At 68.0% G+C, this 19,448-nt stretch carries 20 protein-coding genes and 1 tRNA gene; 9 read left to right on the top strand and 12 right to left on the bottom strand.

The window, feature by feature from the left end:
* Positions 1–6: 6 nt before the first annotated feature.
* Complete coding sequence (locus WS61_RS21875; RefSeq protein WP_059503340.1) at positions 7–1,173, top strand: ABC transporter permease; 1,167 nt, start codon at positions 7–9, stop codon at positions 1,171–1,173.
* 13 nt (positions 1,174–1,186) lie between these two features.
* Here the strand turns inward: WS61_RS21875 and WS61_RS21870 are convergent, their stop codons facing one another.
* The 3 genes from WS61_RS21870 to WS61_RS21860 form a co-directional block, all read right to left on the bottom strand.
* Complete coding sequence (locus WS61_RS21870; RefSeq protein WP_059503337.1) at positions 1,187–2,533, bottom strand: carotenoid oxygenase family protein; 1,347 nt, start codon at positions 2,531–2,533, stop codon at positions 1,187–1,189.
* 15 nt (positions 2,534–2,548) lie between these two features.
* Positions 2,549–3,175, bottom strand: a complete 627-nt coding sequence (locus WS61_RS21865; RefSeq protein WP_059503335.1) for a DUF2239 family protein — start codon at positions 3,173–3,175, stop codon at positions 2,549–2,551.
* 133 nt (positions 3,176–3,308) lie between these two features.
* The gene (locus WS61_RS21860; protein WP_059503333.1) at positions 3,309–4,040 is read right to left on the bottom strand and encodes a glutathione S-transferase family protein; all 732 of its coding nucleotides are present in this window, start codon (positions 4,038–4,040) and stop codon (positions 3,309–3,311) included.
* A 40-nt stretch (positions 4,041–4,080) separates the two neighbouring features.
* Between WS61_RS21860 and WS61_RS21855 the strand changes: the two genes are divergently transcribed.
* From WS61_RS21855 to WS61_RS21845, 3 genes are all read left to right on the top strand, one after another.
* Positions 4,081–5,064: a LysR family transcriptional regulator gene (locus WS61_RS21855; RefSeq protein ID WP_059503331.1), complete on the top strand. Its 984-nt coding sequence runs from the start codon at positions 4,081–4,083 to the stop codon at positions 5,062–5,064.
* Positions 5,065–5,278: 214 nt separating this feature from the next.
* On the top strand, positions 5,279–6,619 hold the full coding sequence (locus tag WS61_RS21850; RefSeq protein ID WP_059503330.1) for an MFS transporter: 1,341 nt from the start codon (positions 5,279–5,281) through the stop codon (positions 6,617–6,619).
* 62 nt (positions 6,620–6,681) lie between these two features.
* Positions 6,682–8,079: an enolase C-terminal domain-like protein gene (locus WS61_RS21845; protein WP_059503408.1), complete on the top strand. Its 1,398-nt coding sequence runs from the start codon at positions 6,682–6,684 to the stop codon at positions 8,077–8,079.
* Positions 8,080–8,570: 491 nt separating this feature from the next.
* On the opposite strand, the gene WS61_RS21840 is transcribed toward WS61_RS21845, so the two are convergent.
* The 5 genes from WS61_RS21840 to WS61_RS21820 form a co-directional block, all read right to left on the bottom strand.
* Positions 8,571–8,646: transfer RNA gene (locus tag WS61_RS21840), tRNA-Ala, on the bottom strand.
* Between the two features lie 65 nt (positions 8,647–8,711).
* On the bottom strand, positions 8,712–9,074 hold the full coding sequence (locus tag WS61_RS21835) for a c-type cytochrome (protein WP_059503328.1): 363 nt from the start codon (positions 9,072–9,074) through the stop codon (positions 8,712–8,714).
* On the bottom strand, positions 9,071–9,871 hold the full coding sequence (locus WS61_RS21830) for a BON domain-containing protein (protein WP_059503406.1): 801 nt from the start codon (positions 9,869–9,871) through the stop codon (positions 9,071–9,073). The genes WS61_RS21835 and WS61_RS21830 overlap by 4 nt, the downstream gene beginning before the upstream one ends.
* Before the next feature lie 17 nt (positions 9,872–9,888).
* A complete protein-coding gene (locus tag WS61_RS21825) occupies positions 9,889–10,473 on the bottom strand; it encodes an SIS domain-containing protein (protein ID WP_059503326.1) in 585 nt (194 codons plus the stop codon).
* 126 nt (positions 10,474–10,599) lie between these two features.
* Entirely contained in the window at positions 10,600–11,028 is a 429-nt protein-coding gene (locus WS61_RS21820; RefSeq protein ID WP_179949298.1) for a YraN family protein, read from the bottom strand.
* A gap of 46 nt (positions 11,029–11,074) precedes the next feature.
* Between WS61_RS21820 and rsmI the strand changes: the two genes are divergently transcribed.
* Positions 11,075–11,953 carry a 16S rRNA (cytidine(1402)-2'-O)-methyltransferase gene (rsmI, locus tag WS61_RS21815; protein ID WP_059503322.1) on the top strand — a complete coding sequence of 293 codons (879 nt, stop codon included), beginning with the start codon at positions 11,075–11,077 and terminating at the stop codon, positions 11,951–11,953.
* Between the two features lie 78 nt (positions 11,954–12,031).
* Here rsmI and WS61_RS21810 read toward each other — a convergent pair whose 3' ends face one another.
* Positions 12,032–12,643 carry a septal ring lytic transglycosylase RlpA family protein gene (locus tag WS61_RS21810; protein ID WP_059503320.1) on the bottom strand — a complete coding sequence of 204 codons (612 nt, stop codon included), beginning with the start codon at positions 12,641–12,643 and terminating at the stop codon, positions 12,032–12,034.
* 656 nt (positions 12,644–13,299) lie between these two features.
* On the opposite strand from WS61_RS21810, the gene WS61_RS21805 reads away from it, so the two are divergent.
* The 3 genes from WS61_RS21805 (at position 13,300) to WS61_RS21795 (ending at position 15,150) form a co-directional block, all read left to right on the top strand.
* Positions 13,300–13,944: an MBL fold metallo-hydrolase gene (locus WS61_RS21805; protein ID WP_059503319.1), complete on the top strand. Its 645-nt coding sequence runs from the start codon at positions 13,300–13,302 to the stop codon at positions 13,942–13,944.
* The gene (locus tag WS61_RS21800) at positions 13,941–14,600 is read left to right on the top strand and encodes a hypothetical protein (RefSeq protein ID WP_059503317.1); all 660 of its coding nucleotides are present in this window, start codon (positions 13,941–13,943) and stop codon (positions 14,598–14,600) included. The genes WS61_RS21805 and WS61_RS21800 overlap by 4 nt, the downstream gene beginning before the upstream one ends.
* Positions 14,601–14,679: 79 nt before the next feature.
* Positions 14,680–15,150: an Lrp/AsnC family transcriptional regulator gene (locus WS61_RS21795; RefSeq protein WP_006477376.1), complete on the top strand. Its 471-nt coding sequence runs from the start codon at positions 14,680–14,682 to the stop codon at positions 15,148–15,150.
* Positions 15,151–15,208: 58 nt separating this feature from the next.
* On the opposite strand, the gene WS61_RS21790 is transcribed toward WS61_RS21795, so the two are convergent.
* The 3 genes from WS61_RS21790 to WS61_RS21780 form a co-directional block, all read right to left on the bottom strand.
* Positions 15,209–16,366 carry a cation diffusion facilitator family transporter gene (locus WS61_RS21790; protein ID WP_059503316.1) on the bottom strand — a complete coding sequence of 386 codons (1,158 nt, stop codon included), beginning with the start codon at positions 16,364–16,366 and terminating at the stop codon, positions 15,209–15,211.
* 245 nt (positions 16,367–16,611) lie between these two features.
* On the bottom strand, positions 16,612–16,905 hold the full coding sequence (locus WS61_RS21785) for an H-NS family nucleoid-associated regulatory protein (protein ID WP_034209561.1): 294 nt from the start codon (positions 16,903–16,905) through the stop codon (positions 16,612–16,614).
* Positions 16,906–17,265: 360 nt separating this feature from the next.
* The gene (locus WS61_RS21780) at positions 17,266–17,925 is read right to left on the bottom strand and encodes a HugZ family protein (protein ID WP_059503314.1); all 660 of its coding nucleotides are present in this window, start codon (positions 17,923–17,925) and stop codon (positions 17,266–17,268) included.
* Positions 17,926–18,166: 241 nt separating this feature from the next.
* Between WS61_RS21780 and WS61_RS21775 the strand changes: the two genes are divergently transcribed.
* Entirely contained in the window at positions 18,167–19,384 is a 1,218-nt protein-coding gene (locus tag WS61_RS21775; protein WP_059503404.1) for an MFS transporter, read from the top strand.
* Positions 19,385–19,448: the final 64 nt, after the last annotated feature.

The raw sequence follows: 19,448 nt of genomic DNA, 5'->3' as shown, positions 1-19,448 counted from the left end.
GCGCGCATGGCGATCCCGCTCACCTACATCGCGCGCAATCTGTGGACCCGACGGCTCACCACCGCGCTCACCGCAGGGGGGATGGCGCTCGTGATCTTCGTGTTCGCGACGGTGCAGATGCTCGACGCGGGGCTCACGAAAACGCTCGTGTCGACCGGCGAGGCGGACAACGCGGTGGTGATCCGCAAGGGCGCCGAGACCGAGATCCAGAGTTCGATCGACCATCAGCAGGCCAACGCGCTCGAGATGCACCCGGCCGTCGCGCTCGGCCCCGACGGCCGGCCGCTCGTATCGAAGGAAGCCGTCGTGCTGATCTCGCTCGTCAAGACGTCGACCGGCAAGCCGTCGAACGTCGTGATCCGCGGCGTGTCGCCGGCCGGCCTCGCGCTGCGGCCGCACGTGAAGCTCGCGGCCGGCCGCCCGTTCGCGCCGGGCTCGTCGGAAATCGTCGTCGGCAGCGCGATCGCGAAAGGCTTCAGCGGCACGCAGCTCGGCGACCGCCTGCATTTCGCGCAGCGCGACTGGACCGTCGTCGGCGTGTTCGACGCGGGCGGCAGCGGCTTCGACTCGGAGATCTGGGGCGACGTCGACCAGTTGATGCAGTCGTTCCGGCGTACCAGCTATTCGTCGATGGTGCTGCGCATCCCGAGCGCCGACGGCTTCGCGCGCTTCAAGGCCGACATCGACGTCGACCCGCGGCTGACCGACGAGGCGAAGCGCGAACAGACCTTCTACGGCGACCAGTCGAAGGCGCTGTCGACGTTCATCAACATCCTCGGCATCACGCTGTCGACGATCTTCTCGATCGCCGCGATGATCGGCGCGATGATCACGATGTATGCGTCGGTCGCGAACCGCGTGGCCGAGATCGGCACGCTGCGCGCGCTCGGCTTCAAGCGCACCAACGTGCTCGTCGCGTTCCTGCTGGAGGCGCTGCTGCTCGGCTTCGTCGGCGGCGTGATGGGGCTCGCGTGCGCGTCGCTGATGCAGTTCGCGTCGTTCTCGACGACCAACTTCCAGACCTTCTCGGACCTGTCGTTCCGCTTCGTGCTGACACCGGCGATCGTCGTGAAGACGCTCGTGTTCTCGCTCGTGATGGGGCTCGTCGGCGGCTTCCTGCCGGCGATGCGCGCCGCGCGGCTGAAGATCGTCGACGCACTGCGCGCGCAGTGACGCGCGCCGCCGCTCACGTTCGACGTTCGCGCGGCACCCACGCGCCGTGGAACCCGGCCGGCACGCGACGCGGCAGATGCACGGTCGCCACCGGCCCCGCGTCGATCGCGCGCGCATCGAGGATCACGACGTCGCTCGTATCCGTCGCCGCGCGGTAGACCATCACCAGCAGCCAGCCGTCGTCCTCGCCGTCTTCGTCGCGACGGCCCGGACGCGGCACGAACACCGGTTCGCCGTTCTGGTCGCCGGGCGGCACCGCATAGTGCATCGTCGTGCCGCGCACGTGATCGAAACGCATCACGCCGCGCATTTCCGTGGGGTTCGGCTGCTCGGCCGCATACAGATAGCGGTAGCGGCGCCCGGTCCGGCTTTCGTCGATGCGCGGCAGCTCGATGCCGCCGTCGGCGAGCGGTCCTTCGTCGACCAATCCGTTCGCCGTATCGATCACGTAGCGCCACAGCTCGCCGACCGGGTTGTCGGCGAAGCGGCCCGTGCGCGCGTCGAGCCGCAGGAACGACGGATAGCGCACCGCGTCGAGCACGATGCACGACGCGTCGCAGTCGTACGCGTTCACGACGTGCTGGATGAAGCACGGCTCGACGCCGAACCAGCGCACGTCGCCGCCGTGGCGCGGGATCACGCCGATGCGCGCGGGCCGGTCGTCGTGCCAGCGCAGCGGCATCCGGTGGCCTTGCTTCAGCAGCGAGAAGTCGTAGCCGACGTTCAGGTCGAGCAACAGGCTGCGGGTTTCGGTGATCGCGAGGTCGTGCATCATCGACGGCGCGCTCAGCTCGATCTCGAGACCGACGCGCAGCACGCCCTGCGCATCCACGACGCCGTAGCGCAGCCACGGCGCACGCCAGTCCGCGCGAAACAGGATCAGCTCGCCGGTCACCGGGTCGACCTTCGGATGCGCGGTCATCCCGCCGTCGAAACCCGCATGCCGCGCCGGCAGGCCGGGCGAATCGAGCGCGGCGGTGATCGCGAGCGGCGCGCCGCCCTCGGCCAGCGCGAGCAGTTCGCCCGCATGCTGCAACACGCTCACGTTCGGATTGGTGTCGGGCAGATGCGGCACTTGCCCGGGTGCGTGCACGGCGGCCCAGCGCTGCGTGCGCGCCCAGCGGTTCCGGTAGCTGGCCGCGCGGCCGCCGTCGAACGCGATCGCATGCAGCATCGCGGCCTCCGGCCACCACGACAGCACGTCGTTGCCTTCGAAACGGCCGCCCGGCGGGTTCGGGCCGTTGCGCAGCAGCGTGCCGTCGAGTTCGCGCGGAATGGTGCCCGTCACACGCAGATCGACGAGGTCGACTTCGTCGGCGACCGGCGCAATCGCGCCGCGGTTCAGGTCGAATACGGTCATTGCGTCGGCGCTCCGTCAGTGGCCTTCAGTGGACGGCGGCAGGTCGCCGCGCGCCAGCGCGAGCGCATGGTCGCGTACGTCGTCGGGCCAGCCGGCGACGCACTCGGCCAGCCGCGCCGGATCGTTCGCATACAGCGCCCGCGCGGCTTCCTCGAAACCGGGCAGGTCGCCCGCCATCGCCGACATGAAGTGGTAGGCACGGGCCTGCGCGTCGCGCTGCCGGTCGGCCGCCGCATGCGTGCGCCGCGCGTCCTCGACGAGCTTGCGCAGCGCGACCGACGCGCCGCCCGGCTGCGCGCCGAGCCATTCCCAGTGACGCGGCAGCAGCGTGACCTCGCGCGACACGACGCCGAGCTTCGGCCGGCCGCGGCCGCGCTGCTCGCCCGCGCCGGCCGGCTCGCCGGCGCCGCCGGATGCATCGCCCGACGGCACCGCATAGCGCGCGCGAACGTCGTCCGCCGTGCCGCGCAGGTCGAGGTCGATCGAGCGGCCCGTCGCGTCGTCGAAGATCAGGATCGAACCGGGCATCGCGTCGCCGGCCGCCTGCCGGACTGCGAGCGCGACCGTCGCGAGCGGGCCCGACGCGAGCCGCCGGTGCCCGTCGAAGGCCGTATACGAAGGAAGGAGCGTGGAAGTCGTCATGGTGGTCGCCCGCAGGCTGGAATCGGAATGACGCTATTTTTATCCGGGTATTAATTGGATGTCAATATTATCCGGGTAAAAAAAGCCAGCGGATCCCACCCCGCCGCGTGGCCGGGATGGCCGACGTGGCCGATCAGGCCGCCCGCGCCGGCACCGCGATGCCGCGCGCGCTGGCCAACGCGTCGTCGAGCGACACATGCCCTTCGAACGCCGACGACGCCGGCGGCGGCAGGTTTTCCTCGATCGCATGCGCGAACTGCACGCCGGCATCGTCGGCGAGCCGCGCGCGCAGCGCGGCGACACGCGGGAACGCATCGCGCTCGAACACCGCGTGATAGTCGGCCCAGCGCGCGATCCCGGCGAAGTACGCATCGGCCAGCGTGCGCCGCGCGCCCAGCAGCCACGGGCCTTCCCCGCGTTCGAGCAGCGCTTCGAGTTGCCGGTGCGCCTTCAGCACCTTGCCGCGACCGTATGCCTGCAGCGCCGTTTTCTCGGCGCCTTCGGTGTCGTGTTCATACACGTACCAGAGCGCACCGAACGCGTTGAAGAACGTCGTGTTCAGCCACGCCAGCATCCGGTTCAGCCGGTCGAAATCCGCGCTGCCCTGGCGAAACGCGAGGCCGCTGTCGAGCGCCTGCGCGCCGATATGGCCGAGGATCGCGATGCTTTCGGTCAGCACGTCGCCGTTCGCGGTGACGAACGCCGGTGTTTCGGCGACGGGGTTCAGGGCGACGAACGCGTCGCTCGTCACCGCGCCCGGCATCGTGATGCGCGACAGCCGGTACGGGCGGGCGACCCATTCGAGCGCGACGATCGAGCCGAACGAGCAGCCGGCGGGAATACCGTAGAGAAGGATCGGAGACATCGGAGAATTCCGCGAAAGTTGAACGAGCCGTCATGCTCCCATGGCGGACGATGGCGCAGTAGCCGCTAAAATCGAAACCCGTCGTTTCTCCATGTGGACGCTGGAAGTGAATCTGAACGATCTCTACCTGTTCGTGCAGGCGGTGGATGCCGGCAGCATGTCGGCGGCCGCGCGCCGGCTCGACCTGCCGAAATCGACGGTCAGCAAGCGCGTGGCCGAGCTCGAGCGCACGCTCGGCGCGCGGCTCGTGCATCGCACGTCGCGCAGCTTCCGGCTCACACCGGTCGGCGCCGAATTCTTCGAGCATGCGCGCGCCGCCGTGATCGAGGCCGAAAGCGCGCGCGACGCGGTGCTGCGGCAGGCCGCCGAGCCGGCCGGCGTCGTGCGGATCACGAGCTCGGTGCCGGTCGCGCAGCACATCCTCGCGCCGTGCCTGCCGGCGCTGGCGATCGCGCACCCGAAGCTGCTGCTGCAGATTCATGCGAGCGACCGCCTCGTCGACATCGCGCAGGAAGGCTTCGACATCGCGGTGCGCAGCCATTTCGCGCCGCTGCCCGATTCCGCGCTCGTGCAACGGCCGCTCGCGGCGTCGCCGATCGTCGTCGTCGCCGCGCCGGCCTATCTCGCACGGGCCGGCACGCCCGAGACGCCGGCCGATCTCGCGCAGCACGACGGGCTCCACCCGGGGCCGCAGCCGTGGCGACTGCAGCGCGGCGGCAACGCCGGCGACACCGTCGACGTGACGCCGCGCTTGCGGCTGCAGGCCGACGAATCGACGCTGCTGCTACAGGCGGCGACGGCCGGCCTCGGCCTCGCATGCCTGCCCGACTGGATCGCCGGGGCCGCGCTCGCGTCCGGTACGCTCGTGCGCGTGCTGCCCGGCTGGTGCGCCGGCACCGTCACGACGACGCTGCTGATGCCGCATCGGCGCGGCCAGTTGCCCGGCGTGCGCGCCGCCGTCGAGTTTCTCGCGCAGCACGTGGCGCACCATCACCGCAACAGCCCGGACGACGCGCGCGCGTAACCGCGCACTTCATTCGATCGATTCAAATGCTGAATCGATCAAGTCAGCAATTGGCATGAAAGCGCAAATGTCGACATGACAGAATGGCCGGGACGCTGCGCCTGCATCGGCGTCCGGTGCCCGGCCTCCCGTCGGCGGCATCCACACACATCACGCGCGCACCCGACGCGCCTGCCGCACGACGGCACCTTCCGCCCTTCGGAGGAGACGAGTCATGAATCCGCTTCACGCGCTGCCGGCGTCCGCGTCGGCAACGGCCCGGCGCACCCGCGTGCGCTGGCTGGTGCTGGCCGTCCTGTTCGCGATCACGACGATCAACTACGCGGATCGCGCCGCCATCGCGATCGCGGGCCCGGCGCTGGCCCGCTCGATGCACCTGAGCCACGTGCAGATGGGCTTCATCTTTTCCGCGTTCGGCTGGTCGTACGTGGTCGCGCAATTGCCGGGCGGCTGGCTGCTCGACCGCTACGGCTCGCGCATCGTCTACGCATTCAGCATCTTCTTCTGGTCGCTGTTCACGCTGCTGCAAGGCGGAATCGGCTTCTTCGGCGGGGCGGCCGCGTTCGCGCTGCTGTTCGGGCTGCGTTTTCTGGTCGGCGCGGCCGAGGCGCCGTCGTTCCCCGCCAACAGCCGGATCGTGTCCGCGTGGTTCCCGGCGCCCGAGCGCGGCACCGCGTCGGCGATCTTCAACGCCGCGCAGTACGCGGCGACCGTCGTGTTCGCGCCGCTGATGGGCTGGCTCGTGCATGCGTTCGGCTGGCAGTCGGTGTTCGCGGTGATGGGCGTGCTCGGCTTCGTGTTCGTGCTGGTGTGGAACCGCACGATGTACGACCCGAAGCATCACCCGAACATCAACCGCGCGGAACTCGACTACCTCGCCGAAGGCGGCGCGCTCGTTAACATCGACCAGGCGACGGGCGGGCGCGACGGCGGCCCGTCGATGCGCCACGTGAAGGCGCTGCTGAGAAACCGGATGCTGGTCGGCGTGTACGTCGCGCAGTACTGCATCAACGCGCTCACCTACTTCTTCATCACGTGGTTCCCCGTCTATCTCGTGCAGGCGCGCGGGATGTCGATCCTCAACGCCGGCCTCGTCGCGTCGATCCCCGCCGTATGCGGGTTCCTCGGCGGGATTCTCGGCGGCGTCGTGTCCGATGCGCTGCTCAGGCAGGGCCGGTCGCTGTCGGTCGCGCGCAAGGTGCCGATCGTGATCGGCATGCTGCTGTCGATGTCGATGATCGTCTGCAATTACACCGATTCGCACGTGCTCGTCGTGGTGTTCATGGCGCTGTCGTTCTTCGGCAAGGGGCTTGGCGCGCTCGGCTGGGCCGTCAACGCCGACACCGCGCCGCGCCAGATCGCCGGCCTGAGCGGCGCGCTGCTCAACACGTGCGGCAATCTTTCCAGCATCACGACGCCGATCGCGATCGGCTATATCGTCGACCGCAGCGGCTCGTTCAACGGCGCGCTCGTCTATGTCGTCGCGCATGCGCTCGTCGCCGTGGTCTGCTACCTGTTCGTCGTCGGCGAGATCCGCCGCGTCGAGCTTCAATGAACGGCGCGGGCCGCGCCGGCGCGTCCGGCGGCCCGCACGCCACCGGAACCAGGAGCGAATCGATGTCCGAACCCAGCCGTGCCGGCACCCCGCGCGTCACCCGCATGCAGGTGATTCCCGTCGCCGGCCGCGACAGCATGCTGCTCAACCTGTGCGGCGCACACGCGCCGTACTTCACGCGCAACCTCGTGATCCTCGACGACAGCAGCGGGCATACGGGCGTCGGCGAAGTGCCGGGCGGCGAAGGCATCCGCCACGCGCTCGAGCGCATGACGGATCTCGTGGTCGGGCAGTCGATCGGACGCTACCAGGCAACGCTCAACGCGGTGCGCGCGGCGCTGTCCGGTGCGGGCGCCGGCGCCGGGCGCACGATTCGCCACGAAGTGACGTCGGCCGGCGAGGCGGCGGTGCTGCGTCAGCCGCACGAGATCAACCTGCGGCTCGACAACGTGATCACCGCGATCGAAGCCGCGCTGCTCGACCTGCTCGGCCAGCACCTCGACGTGCCGGTCGCGGCGCTGCTCGGTGAAGGCCAGCAGCGCGACGCGGTGCCGATGCTCGCGTATTTGTTCTACCTTGGCGACCGGCGCCGCACCGATCTGCCGTATCGCGACGAAGCGCAGGCGTCGGACCCGTGGTTCCGGCTGCGCAACGAAGCGGCGCTCACGCCGGCCGCGATCGCGCGGCAGGCCGAAGCCGCGGTCGAGCGCTACGGTTTCGCCGATTTCAAGCTGAAGGGCGGCGTGATGGCCGGCGCCGACGAGATGGAAGCGATCGCGGCGATCAAGGCACGCTTTCCCGACGCGCGCGCGACGCTCGACCCGAACGGCGCGTGGTCGCTCGACGAGGCCGTCGCGCTGTGCCGCGGGCAAGGCCACCTGCTCGCGTATGCGGAAGATCCTTGCGGGCCGGAAGGCGGCTATTCGGGCCGCGAGGTGATGGCCGAATTCCGCCGCGCGACGGGGATTCCGACCGCCACCAACATGATCGCGACCGACTGGCGGCAGATGGATCATGCGGTGCGGCTGCAGGCGGTCGACATTCCGCTCGCCGATCCGCATTTCTGGACGATGCAGGGCTCGGTGCGGCTCGCGCAACTGTGCCGCGACTGGGGGCTCACGTGGGGATCGCACTCGAACAACCACTTCGACGTGTCGCTCGCGATGTTCACGCATGCGGCAGCGGCCGCGCCCGGCACGATCACCGCGATCGATACGCACTGGATCTGGCAGGAAGGCGACGCGCGGCTCACCCGCGAGCCGCTCGCGATCGTCGGCGGCAAAGTGGCCGTGCCGGAACGGCCGGGGCTCGGCATCGAACTGGACATGGCGCAGGTCGAGGCCGCGCATGCGCTGTACAACGAGGTGGGCGGCACCGCGCGCGACGATGCGGTCGCGATGCGTTATCTGGTGCCGGGGTGGACGTATGATCCGAAGCGGCCGAGTTTCGGGCGGGTTTAGGGTGGGCTGACGGGGGGCGGCTGCCGATTCGGGCAGCCGGCCGCATTCGGCCGGCTGCCCGAATCGGCCCGCGCGGTCGGCGGTCGGGCGCTTCCATCCATCGGCAACAGAACGCGCTCCATGACGGCATCCGGTCCGACACTGCGGCAGATCATCGTCTTCGTGCTGTATTCGGTGCTGTGTCTGGCCGGGAGCATGACCGTCGCTGGCTATGTCGCGCCCCGGATCACGCGGAACGTATCGAATTTCGAAGGCGGTGCGGGCTATGCGGCGCTGGGGTGGATCGTCATCTCGACCTGCACGTTCTGCGGGCTGTCGATCGCCTTCCGCGTGGTGCTGCGGAAAAGAACCGTGGTGCTCGCGGTTATTACGGCGGGATTCGCTGTGTTGGCGTTCAGGGCGATCCGCGAGTTGGCGACCTGGCGGGTCGATCAGCGGTTCCGCAAAAACAAAAAGGGCTTGATCTTGCGATCAAGCCCTTCGAATTCCGTTGGTGGAGCGGAGGAGGATCGAACTCCCGACCTTCGCATTGCGAACGCGACGCTCTCCCAGCTGAGCTACCGCCCCAACAGTCGATCATCATACACACGCATTTCCGCGCTTGGCAATAGGGGTTACGTCACCCCGACGCGTTACTTCGACGGTGCTCCAGCCAACACCCATTCGACCACCGACCGGGCGTCTGCGTCGCTCATGCGCGGATGCGCCGGCATCGGAATCGCGCCCCACACACCCGAGCCGCCGTCCTTCACCTTCTTCGACAGCTTGGCCACGGCCTGCGGATCGGACTTGTAGCGCGCGGCGATATCCTTGAACGACGGGCCGACGAGCTTGCGGTCCACCGCGTGGCAGCCCATGCACGCGTTGCTGCGGGCCACCTTCAGGCCGTCGCCGACGTCCGCATGCGCGACGCCCAGCGTGCCGGCCGCGAGCGCCGCAGCCGCGGCGCCCTGCACCATCCATCGTTTCATCTGCTTCATCCGCATGCCCGTCATTGCGCCTTCGCCTTCGGATTGCCCGGATGCACGCTCGACGAATTCGAGATCGGCGCGGGCGGCTGCAGCGGCGCGGACTGCACCGATGCGTCGGGCACCGCGCCGACCGTCGCGCTGTCCGCCGGTGCGGCAGCCGCCTGCGCGCCGGATGCGCCGCTCGCCGGCGACGCGTCCTGCAGCGCCTGCGCGTCCTGCGGCTTCACGTACTGGAACACCTTCACGACCTTCTCGACGCCCGGCACCTGGCTCGCGGCTTCCGCACCGCGATTGCCTTCATCCACCGTCACGAGACCCATCAGGTAAAGATTGCCGCGTTCGGCGACGACCTTGTAGTAGTTCGCCGAGATGCCCTTCGTCGCGATCAGCTCCGACTTCACGCGCCCTTCGAGGTACGAGTCGTTCGCGCGCGACGACAGCGACGACGCCGGCTCGACCGACAGCTCGTTGACGATGCCGTTCACGTTGTTGATGCCGCGCACGATTTCCTCGGCGCGCTGCTTCGACGCATCGTTCGGCACTTCGCCCGTCAGCAGCACGCGACGGTTGAACACCGTCACGTTCACGTGCGACTGGTCCGGCAGCCCGTTGTTGATCTGCGTGAGCGACTTGACCTGGATCTCGCGATCCTCCGTCTGCGCGCCGAGCGTACGGCGATCGGTCGCGATCAGCGCGCCGCCGCCCGCCGCAGCGCCCACGACTCCGAGCACACAACCCTGCAGCGACACGGCGAGGCCCGCCGTCAGCGCGGCGAGCAGCGTGGTTCTGACGAGCGTCTGTTTGACGCGGCTTTGATTCATCGACGGCTCTCCTTCGTTCAATCCTCACCCAGCAGCATCGCGTCGATGCCGTCGCACAGGCAGTGGATGGTCAGCAGATGGACTTCGTGGATGCGCGCCGCGCGAACGGCGGGCACGCTGATCGGAATATCGGTGTCGGACAGCGCGGCCACGACCGTGTGGTCGTTGCCGCCCGTCAATGCGACGACGGTCATCTCGCGCTCGTGCGCCTCGTCGATCGCCGCGAGCACGCGCGGCGATGCGCCGCCCGCGTCGAGCACCAGCAGGATGTCGCCCGTCTGGCCCAGCACGCGCACCTGCTGCGCGAACAACTGCTCGACGGCCGCGGCGCCCGCGAGGCCGGCCTGCGACGCGTCGGTGGCCAGCGCGATCGCGGGCAAGCCCGGACGCTCGCGCTCGAAACCGCCGACGAGCGACGCGGCGAGGTATTGCGCGGCGGCGGCCGACGGGCCGTCGCCGCATGCGACGATCTTGTTGCCGTTCGCCAGTGCGGCGAACATCGCATCGACCGCGGCTGCGATCGGCAGCGACAGCGTGTCGGCCGCTTCGGCGTGAAGCGCGGCGCTGTCGCGGAATTGTTGCTGAATACGTTCGACTGACATCGATTCCTGGTGAACTGGGCGCGCGGCACAACTCGCGCGACATCGTGGGTGCGGCGAGTTTACCGTACTCCGGCGCCCTCTCCGGGGGTCCGGCAAGAACTCTTTACATCTCGTCACAGCTCGCGGCTACGCGTCGTCGGTACGAAATGCGTCGCGCAACCACGCGAGCCGCCCGGCCTCGAACGCAACGACGTCGAAACGGCACGCGGCGCCGGCGCCGTGCCGCGACCAGAACTGCAACGCGGCCGCGACCAGACGCCGCCGCTTGCGCCAGCCGACGCTCGCGGCCGCACCGCCATGCCGGGTGCTGCGCCGCGCGCGCACTTCGACGAACACGAGCATGCCGTCGGGCTCGCGCATCACGAGATCGAGCTCGCCGCCGCGCATCGTCACGTTCGCGGCGACGAACCCGAGACCGCGGCGCTCGAGAAACTGCCGCGCGCGCTGCTCGAACGCCGCGCCGACCGGTTTGGATCGCGCCGCGCCGGAAAAGTTGTCGCCCGAATGCGGCCGACCGCGCGCGCCATCCGGCCGGGCCGGCGCCGCGTGGCACAATGCCGTCCTTGTTCCGCTCGTGCCGCGATTGCGTGCCTTGCCTGCCATGACTGCCCTCCTCGAACTCGCGCCTACGCAGCACTACCCGGACGCCGTGCTCTACGTGGTCGCCACGCCGATCGGCAATACGGCCGACATCACGCTGCGCGCGCTGCACGTGCTCGGCCTCGCCGACCGCATCGCTGCCGAAGACACCCGCAATACGGGCCAACTGCTCGCCCGCTACGGGATCTCGAAACCGCTCGTCGCCGTGCACGAGCACAACGAACGCGAAGCCGCGCAGCGCGTGATCGAACTGCTGCGTGGCGGCGAACGCGTGGCCTACGTGTCGGACGCCGGCACGCCCGGCATTTCGGACCCCGGCGCGCGACTCGTCGACGCCGTGCGTGCCGCCGGCTTCACGGTGGTTCCGCTGCCGGGCCCGAGCGCGGCCGTGACCGCGCTGAGCGTGGCCGGCGACTGGGCCGGCGCATTCACGTTCGCGGGCTTCCTGCCGCCGAAGGCGAAACAGCGCGCGACCGCACTGCAGGCGCTGGCGTCGCACCCGTACGCGCTGGTGTTCTACGAAGCGCCGCACCGGATCGCCGAAACCGTCGCCGCGCTCGCCGACGCGTTCGGCCCCGCGCGCCGGCTGCTGATCGCGCGCGAGCTCACCAAGCTACACGAGCAGTTGTTCCAGGGCACCCTGGCCGAAGGACAGAGCTGGCTCGCGGGCGATGCGAACCGGCAGCGCGGCGAGTTCGTGCTGGTCGTCGAAGGCGCGCCGGCGGCAAGCGGCGAAGCCGACGACACCGCGCACGACGCGCTGCTCAGGCTGCTGCTGGAAGAAGTGCCGGTGAAGAGCGCGGCCAAGCTCGCGGCCGCGCTCACGGGTGCATCGCGCAACGCGCTGTATGCGCGTGCGCTCGCGCTGAAGGAAGGCTGACGCGCGACGCCGGCGCGCGGAAACGACAAAGGGCTGCCGGAAGGCAGCCCTTTGTGCATGAGCGGACGATCCGCCGCGTTACTTCGCCGAGATCGACGCGAACATTTCGTCGCGCGCCTCGCGCGCTTCCTGCGGCGACAGCCCTTCGATCTTCACGCGGCCCGTGCCGGCGTGCACGAGGCCGATCACCTTGGCCGCCGCATACGACAGGTCGAGCACGCGGCCACGCTTGAACGGCCCGCGATCGTTGACCTTCACGACGACCCACTTGCCGGTCGATGCGTTCGTCACCTTGATGTACGACGACAGCGGCAGCGTGCGGTGCGCGGCGGTGAACGCGTTCATGTTGAAGCGCTCGCCGTTCGCGGTGCGCCGGCCGTGGAAATCCCGCCCGTACCACGATGCGCGGCCGGTCTGGCGGAAATCGGACACGTCCTTGCCGTCGATCGGCTCGGCGTCCGCCAGCGACGACTTCTTCGCGTCCTTGCTGTCGGCAGCCGGCATCGACGCCAGCGCGGAATCGAAATTGAGCGGCTGCTTGTCGTCGTCCGCCTTCGCGGCAGCGGCCGTCCTGTCGACCGCCTTCTTCTGGCTCACGCTGCCGGTGGTCTGGCTGGATGGCACAGCACAGCCCGTCAGCGCAAAAAATAATGCAATGGTTCCGAATCGGCTCGGAAAACGTAAATTCATCGACGTGTCGCCTTCTGGTTCGGGCCGCATCGATACAACGCTGCTTCACAACGCAGAGATGCGGCCCGGACGGCAAATGCGTGCACGCCCCGCTCGAGTGCGAGCAGGCGGCTAGCATGGGCGCGGCGTTCGTCTAGGCCGCAACCGTCCTGATTAGCTTTCACGTCTGGCGCAACCTGTCCCCAACAGCCTGACCAGACCCCACATGCCGCCATCGAACATGGCTTCACGTTCGCGCGCGTCGATACGACCAACGCACAGGAACGGCGGCACAGGCCTCATCCGGCGGCGCGGCAGCTGGGCCGCAGGCGGGCGCGCAGCACCCGGCCGGACAAGACGTGAGCACCGAATGCTCGGTGCTGGATACACCGCCGGATTCCCCCGGCGGCCGATGCTTGACGGTGAATCGGATGCCTTATTTAACAGGGCCGAAACACCAGCGAATTGCGTGAAATTCACGCGCAATGGGGCGCATTATACATAAATCAAAACCTTGTCTCGAAAAGCGCCCCCGGCGGACCATTGATTCTCGCTATGGCTGTAACAATCGGCATGCTCCGGGAATGCCCTCATCCACGCGCCGCGGCATGCATCGCACGCACGGCAGGCGGCGCGCGCGACCGGTACAATCGCTCCTTTTAGCCGCCGGTGCCTCCATGAAAGTCACGCTCATTCCGGTCACGCCATTCCAGCAGAACTGCTCGCTGCTCGTCTGCGAGAAGACGGGCCGCGCCGCCGTCGTCGATCCGGGCGGCGATCTCGACCGGATCGAACAGGAAGTCGCGCGGCAGAACGTGCAGGTCGAGAAGGTGCTGCTCACGCACGGGCACATCGATCACTGTGCGGGCGCGAAGACGCTCGCGACGCGCTACGGCGTGCCGATCGAGGGGCCCCAGGAAGACGAACGCTTCTGGATCGAGAAGCTGCCGATGCAGAGCGAACGCTTCGGCTTTCCGGCCGCCGACAGCTTCGAGCCCGACCGGTGGCTGAACGACGGCGACACCGTGCAGTTCGGCGACGAGACGCTCGAGGTCTATCACTGCCCGGGTCACACGCCCGGCCACGTCGTGTTCTTCAGCCGCGCGCATCGCGTCGCGATCGTCGGCGACGTGCTGTTCGCGGGCTCGATCGGCCGGACCGATTTCCCGCGCGGCAATCACGAGGATCTCGTCCGTTCGATCAAGGAAAAGCTGTGGCCGCTCGGCGACGACGTCACGTTCGTGCCCGGTCATGGCCCGGTGTCGACGTTCGGTGACGAGCGCCGCACGAACCCGTTCGTGTCCGACAAGGTATTCGGATGAATCAGACCGCCATCCCGGAAATTTACGTCAGCACCGACGTCGAAGCCGACGGCCCGATTCCGGGCCCGCACTCGATGCTGAGCTTCGCGTCGGCCGCCTATACCGAGGACAAGCAACTGATCGCGACGTTCTCGGCAAACCTCGAGACCCTGCCCGGTGCGCACGCGCACCCGGTGCAGGAAGCCTGGTGGAAAACCGAACCCGAAGCGTGGGCCGCATGCCGGCGCGACCTGCAGACGCCCGAGACGGCGCTGGTCGCCTACGTCGAATGGGTCGAGGCGCTGCCCGGCAAGCCGGTGTTCGTCGCGATGCCGGCCGGCTTCGACTTCACGTTCATGTTCTGGTACATGATGCGTTTCGCGGGGCGCTGCCCGTTCTCGTGGTCGGCGCTCGACATCAAGACGCTCGCGTTCGCGATGACGGGCCTGCCGTACCGCAAGGCGATCAAGCCGCGCTTTCCGAAGCACTGGTTCGACGATCATCCGCACACGCACGTCGCGCTCGACGACGCGATCGAGCAAGGCGCGCTGTTCTGCAACATGCTCGCCGACCTGCGCCGTCAGCAGGCCGCGCTCGCGGGCCTGGCCGTGTCGGATACCGATCGGTCGGATAGCGCGGGGGCGGGACAAAATCCCACGGATCCGCGAGCAAATTAGCGAATCTCGCTCAACAGCGCGTCGCCAGATTGCCTTTCCTTTCCCGGCCCTCTAACATTCAGCGTGTTGTAGCTGCCGCATGGAGGCGCAGGTGACGCTCGATTCCTTTTCGCAAAAAATCCTTCGCCTGTTGCAGCTCGACGCGCGCCGTTCCGTTCAGGAAATCTCCGACCAGGTCGGGCTGTCGAGCACACCGTGCTGGCGCCGCATCAAGGACATGGAACAGTCGGGCGTGATCCAGCGCTACACGGCGCTGCTCGATCGCGAGAAGCTCGGCCTGCACGTCTGCGCGCTCGCGCACGTGCACCTGACGCGCCACAACGAAGGCGGCGTCGAGCAGTTCGAGCGCGAGATCGCGACCTGCCCGGAAGTCACCGAGTGCTACAGCACGACCGGCGAAGCCGATTACATCCTCAAGATCGTCGCGCCGGACATCAAAGCCTACGACGTGTTCCTGCACGAACGCATCTTCAAGATTCCGGCCGTGTCGCAGGTGCGCACGAGCGTCGTGCTGCGCGAAATCAAGTTCGACACGCAACTGCCGCTGTAACGCGCAGCCCCACCCCTGCGGCCGGCCGCGTTCGCGGCTGCCGGCTGCCGGCTGCCGGTCACGTCTGCACGGGCAGCGTGCGCGTGAAGCCGATCCGGCGCGCACCGAACTCGCGCTTCAGCGTCTCGACGTCGAGCCGACCGGCCAGCGTCGCATCGGCGTCTCGCGGGTCGCTGTCGAGCGTCACGTCGACCTCGAGCCCCGTACTCAGGTAATGCAGATTGATCGCCGCCGCGTGCAACCCGCGCTGCGCGAGCGCGGCCTCGAGCCGGGCCGCGAGCTCGCCGCGCGGCGGCAGCGCGAGCGCCGGACGGCGCGCCGCGTCGTTCTCGGGGTCGACGTGGATCAGCGCGTCCAGCACGCGCGGGTCGGACAGCACGCGCGCCCGCGCGGTCTCGGCGATGTAATGCCCTTCGGAGACGGAGATCTTCGGATCGACGAGGATGTGCGCATCGACGAGCGCGGCATCGCCCATCTTGCGCGTGCGCAGGTCGTGCACGTCGCGCACGCCGGGCGTCGCGGCGAGCAGCGCGCGGATCTCGGCCGTGTCGGCCGTATCGAGCGCGCGGTCGGAGAGGTCCTGCAACGCGTCATAGCCGAACGTCCAGCCCATGCGCGCGACCATGAAGCCGACGATCGCCGCCGCGATCGGGTCGAGCAGCCGTACACCGGCCAGGCTGCCGACGATGCCGATCGCGACGACGAGCGACGACGCGGCATCCGAACGCGCATGCCACGCGTTGGCGACGAGCATCGCCGAGCGCACGCGCCGCGCTTCGCGCAGCATGTAGCGGAACAACGCTTCCTTCGACACGAGCACCGTCAGCGCAACGATCAGCGCGGAAAAATGCACGGCCGGAATGTTTTCGAGATTAACGAGACGGTCGCCGGCGCGCCAGAGCATGCCGATACCGACGGCAATCAGGATCGCACCGAGAAACAGCGACGCGACCGTCTCGTAGCGGCTATGGCCATAATTGTGGTCGGCATCCGGCGATGCGCCGCTATGCCGATTCGCAACCAGCACGACAAAATCCGAGATCAAATCGGAAATCGAATGCACACCGTCGGCAATCAATGCCTGCGAATGCGCAATCACGCCAACGACGATCTGAAATGTCGCAAGCACGACATTCAGCACAATACTGACGAGCGTGCTCTTGCGCGCAACTGCGTGCTTATCCGCGCTCTGCGCGTCGCCGGAAAACGTGGACATGAAATATGAGATATCGGTGTGCGAGTCGTAATTCTATCAAAGGCGCCCTGCGAGCCCTTCCAATACCCACAAATTTCTCATTTAAATCAATCGCTTATGCGAACGTGTCGCATTTTCATTCACGCGACACACGCTTACATTTTCATGACGGCGCAGAGGACCCTGCCGGTGCCCGGAAAACAAAAAAGCCGCGCTCCTCGACGGACACGCGGCTCTCTTGAAGAGCAGGCAACTTAAACGAACGTTTAAATCGCAAACTGATCGCGGTTCTTGCCGGCGATCCAGCGCGGCGGCTTGCCACGACCCGACCACGTTGCGCCCGTTTCCGGGTCACGGTATTTCGCCGCCACGCCTGCGCGCGGACGACCGACCTTGCCGGCCTTCGCGCGGCTGAGACCGAGTTCGGCGAGCGAAAAGCCGTAGTCGGCAATTTTCTGCTTCACGTCATTCAGCACTTCAGCGTATTCACGCGACTTCGCTTCTTCGATTTGCTTCTCCAGCTTCTCCCGCTGGGCCAGCAGGTCCTTGTAAGAAGACATAGTTTCCCTTTCTATCTATCTGACCAATGGCGCCGGTCTGCAGCCAGCTCACCATTCATGAAATATATGTGCCTCGGATTTTCGAAGGCAGAGATTAGCACAAAAAAGATTTGATAGAAGCGAGATTCATGAAAATCCCGAGGCCAATTGGTATTCGCACATGTCATTTTGACCGGCCGCGGCCTTTTCTCAAATTTTTACGCTCCTGCATAGAGATTAGGACATTAGCGATCGACTATTCGGTCTATCAACATACGCAATTACCCTGCATTCAAGAAAATCAAAGCTTTCATCGGACGACAGTTTTGCAAAAACCACATGACGCAGTTTGCTAAACGGACAAATCCCTGACCCGTGACGTCACGTCACATCCTTTGCGCAGGCGATCAGCCGCTCGTGCAGCGCACCGGCATCGGCCGAAGGCGACTCGAACGGCGTGCGCACGCGGCGCCCGTCGCATCGCCAGTCCGCGCCATGGCGATCGACGCCGAGCAGGTCGAGCCCGTCGCGGCGTGCGTCGCTCGTCTCGTATGCACGCCACAGCGCCTGTTCGTCGTCGAATGCGAGCGGCGGCAGCGCATCGAGATGCGTGCCGTCGACCCAACCCATCCGCCCGAACCCGCCGATATAGCGCAGCCGCTCGATCTCGAGCGCCCAGAACGCGAAATCGCCGAGCGCGAGATAGCGCGCGGCGTCCGGTTCGTAGCGCAGGTAACGCGCGGTGACGTGCGGATCGTCGCCGAGCGGCACGAACCGGCCCAGCAGCGTCGCGCGCTCGGCATTCAGGACCTCGCCGCCGCTCGCATCGACGACGAGGAAACCCGCACGCGGATCGGCGGCGAGATTGCGCGTATGCTCGGCCAGGCCGCTCACCAGGATCACGGGCCGATGGCTTGCATCGGGCGCAAACGGCACGACCGTCGGATACGGGAAGCCCTGCGGTTCGCGCGCATGGGTGGCGAGCGTGCCGAGCGCGCAGCGATGCAGCAGATGCAAGGCGAAGGCGGGATCGATGTTCAAGCGGAACTCCTGCGGTCGAAAGGCGGCGCGGCGGGCATCGCTTCGATGTTACCCGCGCTCGCCGCACGTTGCGCATCGGCCGAACGGCCGATGCGACGCCGAGCCGCCGCCGCAAGATGGCCCGATCGCCCGAGCATCGACCGAACGGCCATCGCCCGGCAAGAACGTAAGCGGTTCGATAGAATCGGACAAATCCGACGGGCGCCGTGTGCGCCCGCGCATTTTCCTGGCGAGCCTCCCCGTGTCCGAATCCTCCTCCCCCGAATCGTCGTCCCCGTTCGCCGCGCCGCCCGACGCGCATCGCGTGCTGCCGCTGCCGGCCCGCCAGCGTGCGCGCACGGCGTCGATGGCGCTGTTCTTCGTCGCCGGCATGATGTACGCGTCGTGGGGTGTGCACGTGCCGACCGTGCGCGACAAGTTCGCGCTGAGCCCCGGGCTGCTGTCGATCGCGCTGTTCGCGGTCGCCGGCGGGTCGATCGCCGCGATGCTGACCATCGCGCGCTGGATCGCGCGCGTCGGCTCGCGCACCGCGTGCCTCGCCGGCGGGCTCGTGATGTCCGCGTGTGCGGCGCTGATCCTCGTCGTGCCCGACTACTGGATGCTGCTTCCGGTGCTCGCGCTGTTCGGCTTCTCGATGGCGACGCTCGACGTCGCGATGAACGCCGAGGCCAGCGCGGTCGAAATCGCACTCGGCAAGCCGATCATGTCGTCGCTGCACGGGATGTTCAGCATCGGCGGGATGGCCGGCGCGGCGGCCGGCGGCGCGCTGCTGTCGGCCGGCATGGCGCCGGTCGCGCATCTCGCGCTCGCGGCGGCGGCGTGCGCCGCGGTGCTCGTGGCCGCGAGCCCGGCCGTGCTGCCGCACGTGCCGCATCACGAACAGGCGCACGGCGGCGGCAACCGCTGGCGCTCGCCCGCGTTGTGGATGCTCGGCGGCATCGCGTTGATCGCGCTGGTCGCCGAAGGGGCGATGTACGACTGGGCGACGGTCTACATGCGCGACGTCGTCGCGGCGAGCCCCGCGCTCGCGAGCGCCGCGTACGCGGCGTTCTCGGGCGGGATGGCCATCGCGCGCTTCGCGGGCGACGCCGTGCGCGCCCGCTTCGGCGCGCCGCAGCTCGTGTTCGCGAGTGCGTCGCTCGCGTGCGCGGGGATGATCGGCGCGCTGCTGCTGCCGAACCCGGTCGCGGTGCTGACGGGTTTCACGCTGATGGGCCTCGGGCTGGCCAACATGATGCCCGTGCTGTTCGCGGCCGCCGCGCGCGTGAAAGGCATCCATGCGGCCGAAGGGCTCGCGCACGTGGCCGGGCTCGCGTATTTCGGGCTGCTGTTCGGTCCGGTCGTGATCGGCGCGGTCGCGCAGGCCGCGAACCTGACGATCGGCCTGTCGGTCGTCGCACTATGCGCGGCGCTCGTCGCGCTCGTCGCACCCAGGGTGCTCGCGCACCTGAAAATCTGACGGCGCGGCGGCGCACGCCGGCCCAAAAAGAAAGCGCGCATGCGTGGCCGCATGCGCGCTTTCA

Origin of the sequence: Burkholderia sp. ABCPW 11 (assembly GCF_001523445.1) — a bacterium.
Taxonomy (GTDB): Bacteria; Pseudomonadota; Gammaproteobacteria; order Burkholderiales; family Burkholderiaceae; genus Burkholderia.
Note: the sequence above shows the minus strand (reverse complement) of the source record. Positions and strands in the feature narration are given on the sequence as shown.

What these genes read in the sequence shown, in the direction of transcription:
- WS61_RS21845 (WP_059503408.1), top strand. Translation starts at nt 6,682, where the DNA reads ATGTCCGAACCCAGCCGTGCCGGCACCCCGCGCGTCACCCGCATGCAG.
- WS61_RS21855 (WP_059503331.1), top strand. Translation starts at nt 4,081, where the DNA reads ATGGCGGACGATGGCGCAGTAGCCGCTAAAATCGAAACCCGTCGTTTC.
- WS61_RS21860 (WP_059503333.1), bottom strand. Translation starts at nt 4,040, where the DNA reads ATGTCTCCGATCCTTCTCTACGGTATTCCCGCCGGCTGCTCGTTCGGC.
- WS61_RS21805 (WP_059503319.1), top strand. Translation starts at nt 13,300, where the DNA reads ATGAAAGTCACGCTCATTCCGGTCACGCCATTCCAGCAGAACTGCTCG.
- WS61_RS21865 (WP_059503335.1), bottom strand. Translation starts at nt 3,175, where the DNA reads ATGACGACTTCCACGCTCCTTCCTTCGTATACGGCCTTCGACGGGCAC.
- WS61_RS21875 (WP_059503340.1), top strand. Translation starts at nt 7, where the DNA reads ATGGCGATCCCGCTCACCTACATCGCGCGCAATCTGTGGACCCGACGG.
- WS61_RS21795 (WP_006477376.1), top strand. Translation starts at nt 14,680, where the DNA reads ATGGAGGCGCAGGTGACGCTCGATTCCTTTTCGCAAAAAATCCTTCGC.
- WS61_RS21790 (WP_059503316.1), bottom strand. Translation starts at nt 16,366, where the DNA reads ATGTCCACGTTTTCCGGCGACGCGCAGAGCGCGGATAAGCACGCAGTT.
- WS61_RS21830 (WP_059503406.1), bottom strand. Translation starts at nt 9,871, where the DNA reads ATGAATCAAAGCCGCGTCAAACAGACGCTCGTCAGAACCACGCTGCTC.
- WS61_RS21870 (WP_059503337.1), bottom strand. Translation starts at nt 2,533, where the DNA reads ATGACCGTATTCGACCTGAACCGCGGCGCGATTGCGCCGGTCGCCGAC.
- WS61_RS21835 (WP_059503328.1), bottom strand. Translation starts at nt 9,074, where the DNA reads ATGACGGGCATGCGGATGAAGCAGATGAAACGATGGATGGTGCAGGGC.
- WS61_RS21800 (WP_059503317.1), top strand. Translation starts at nt 13,941, where the DNA reads ATGAATCAGACCGCCATCCCGGAAATTTACGTCAGCACCGACGTCGAA.
- rsmI (WP_059503322.1), top strand. Translation starts at nt 11,075, where the DNA reads ATGACTGCCCTCCTCGAACTCGCGCCTACGCAGCACTACCCGGACGCC.
- WS61_RS21825 (WP_059503326.1), bottom strand. Translation starts at nt 10,473, where the DNA reads ATGTCAGTCGAACGTATTCAGCAACAATTCCGCGACAGCGCCGCGCTT.
- WS61_RS21785 (WP_034209561.1), bottom strand. Translation starts at nt 16,905, where the DNA reads ATGTCTTCTTACAAGGACCTGCTGGCCCAGCGGGAGAAGCTGGAGAAG.
- WS61_RS21850 (WP_059503330.1), top strand. Translation starts at nt 5,279, where the DNA reads ATGAATCCGCTTCACGCGCTGCCGGCGTCCGCGTCGGCAACGGCCCGG.
- WS61_RS21810 (WP_059503320.1), bottom strand. Translation starts at nt 12,643, where the DNA reads ATGAATTTACGTTTTCCGAGCCGATTCGGAACCATTGCATTATTTTTT.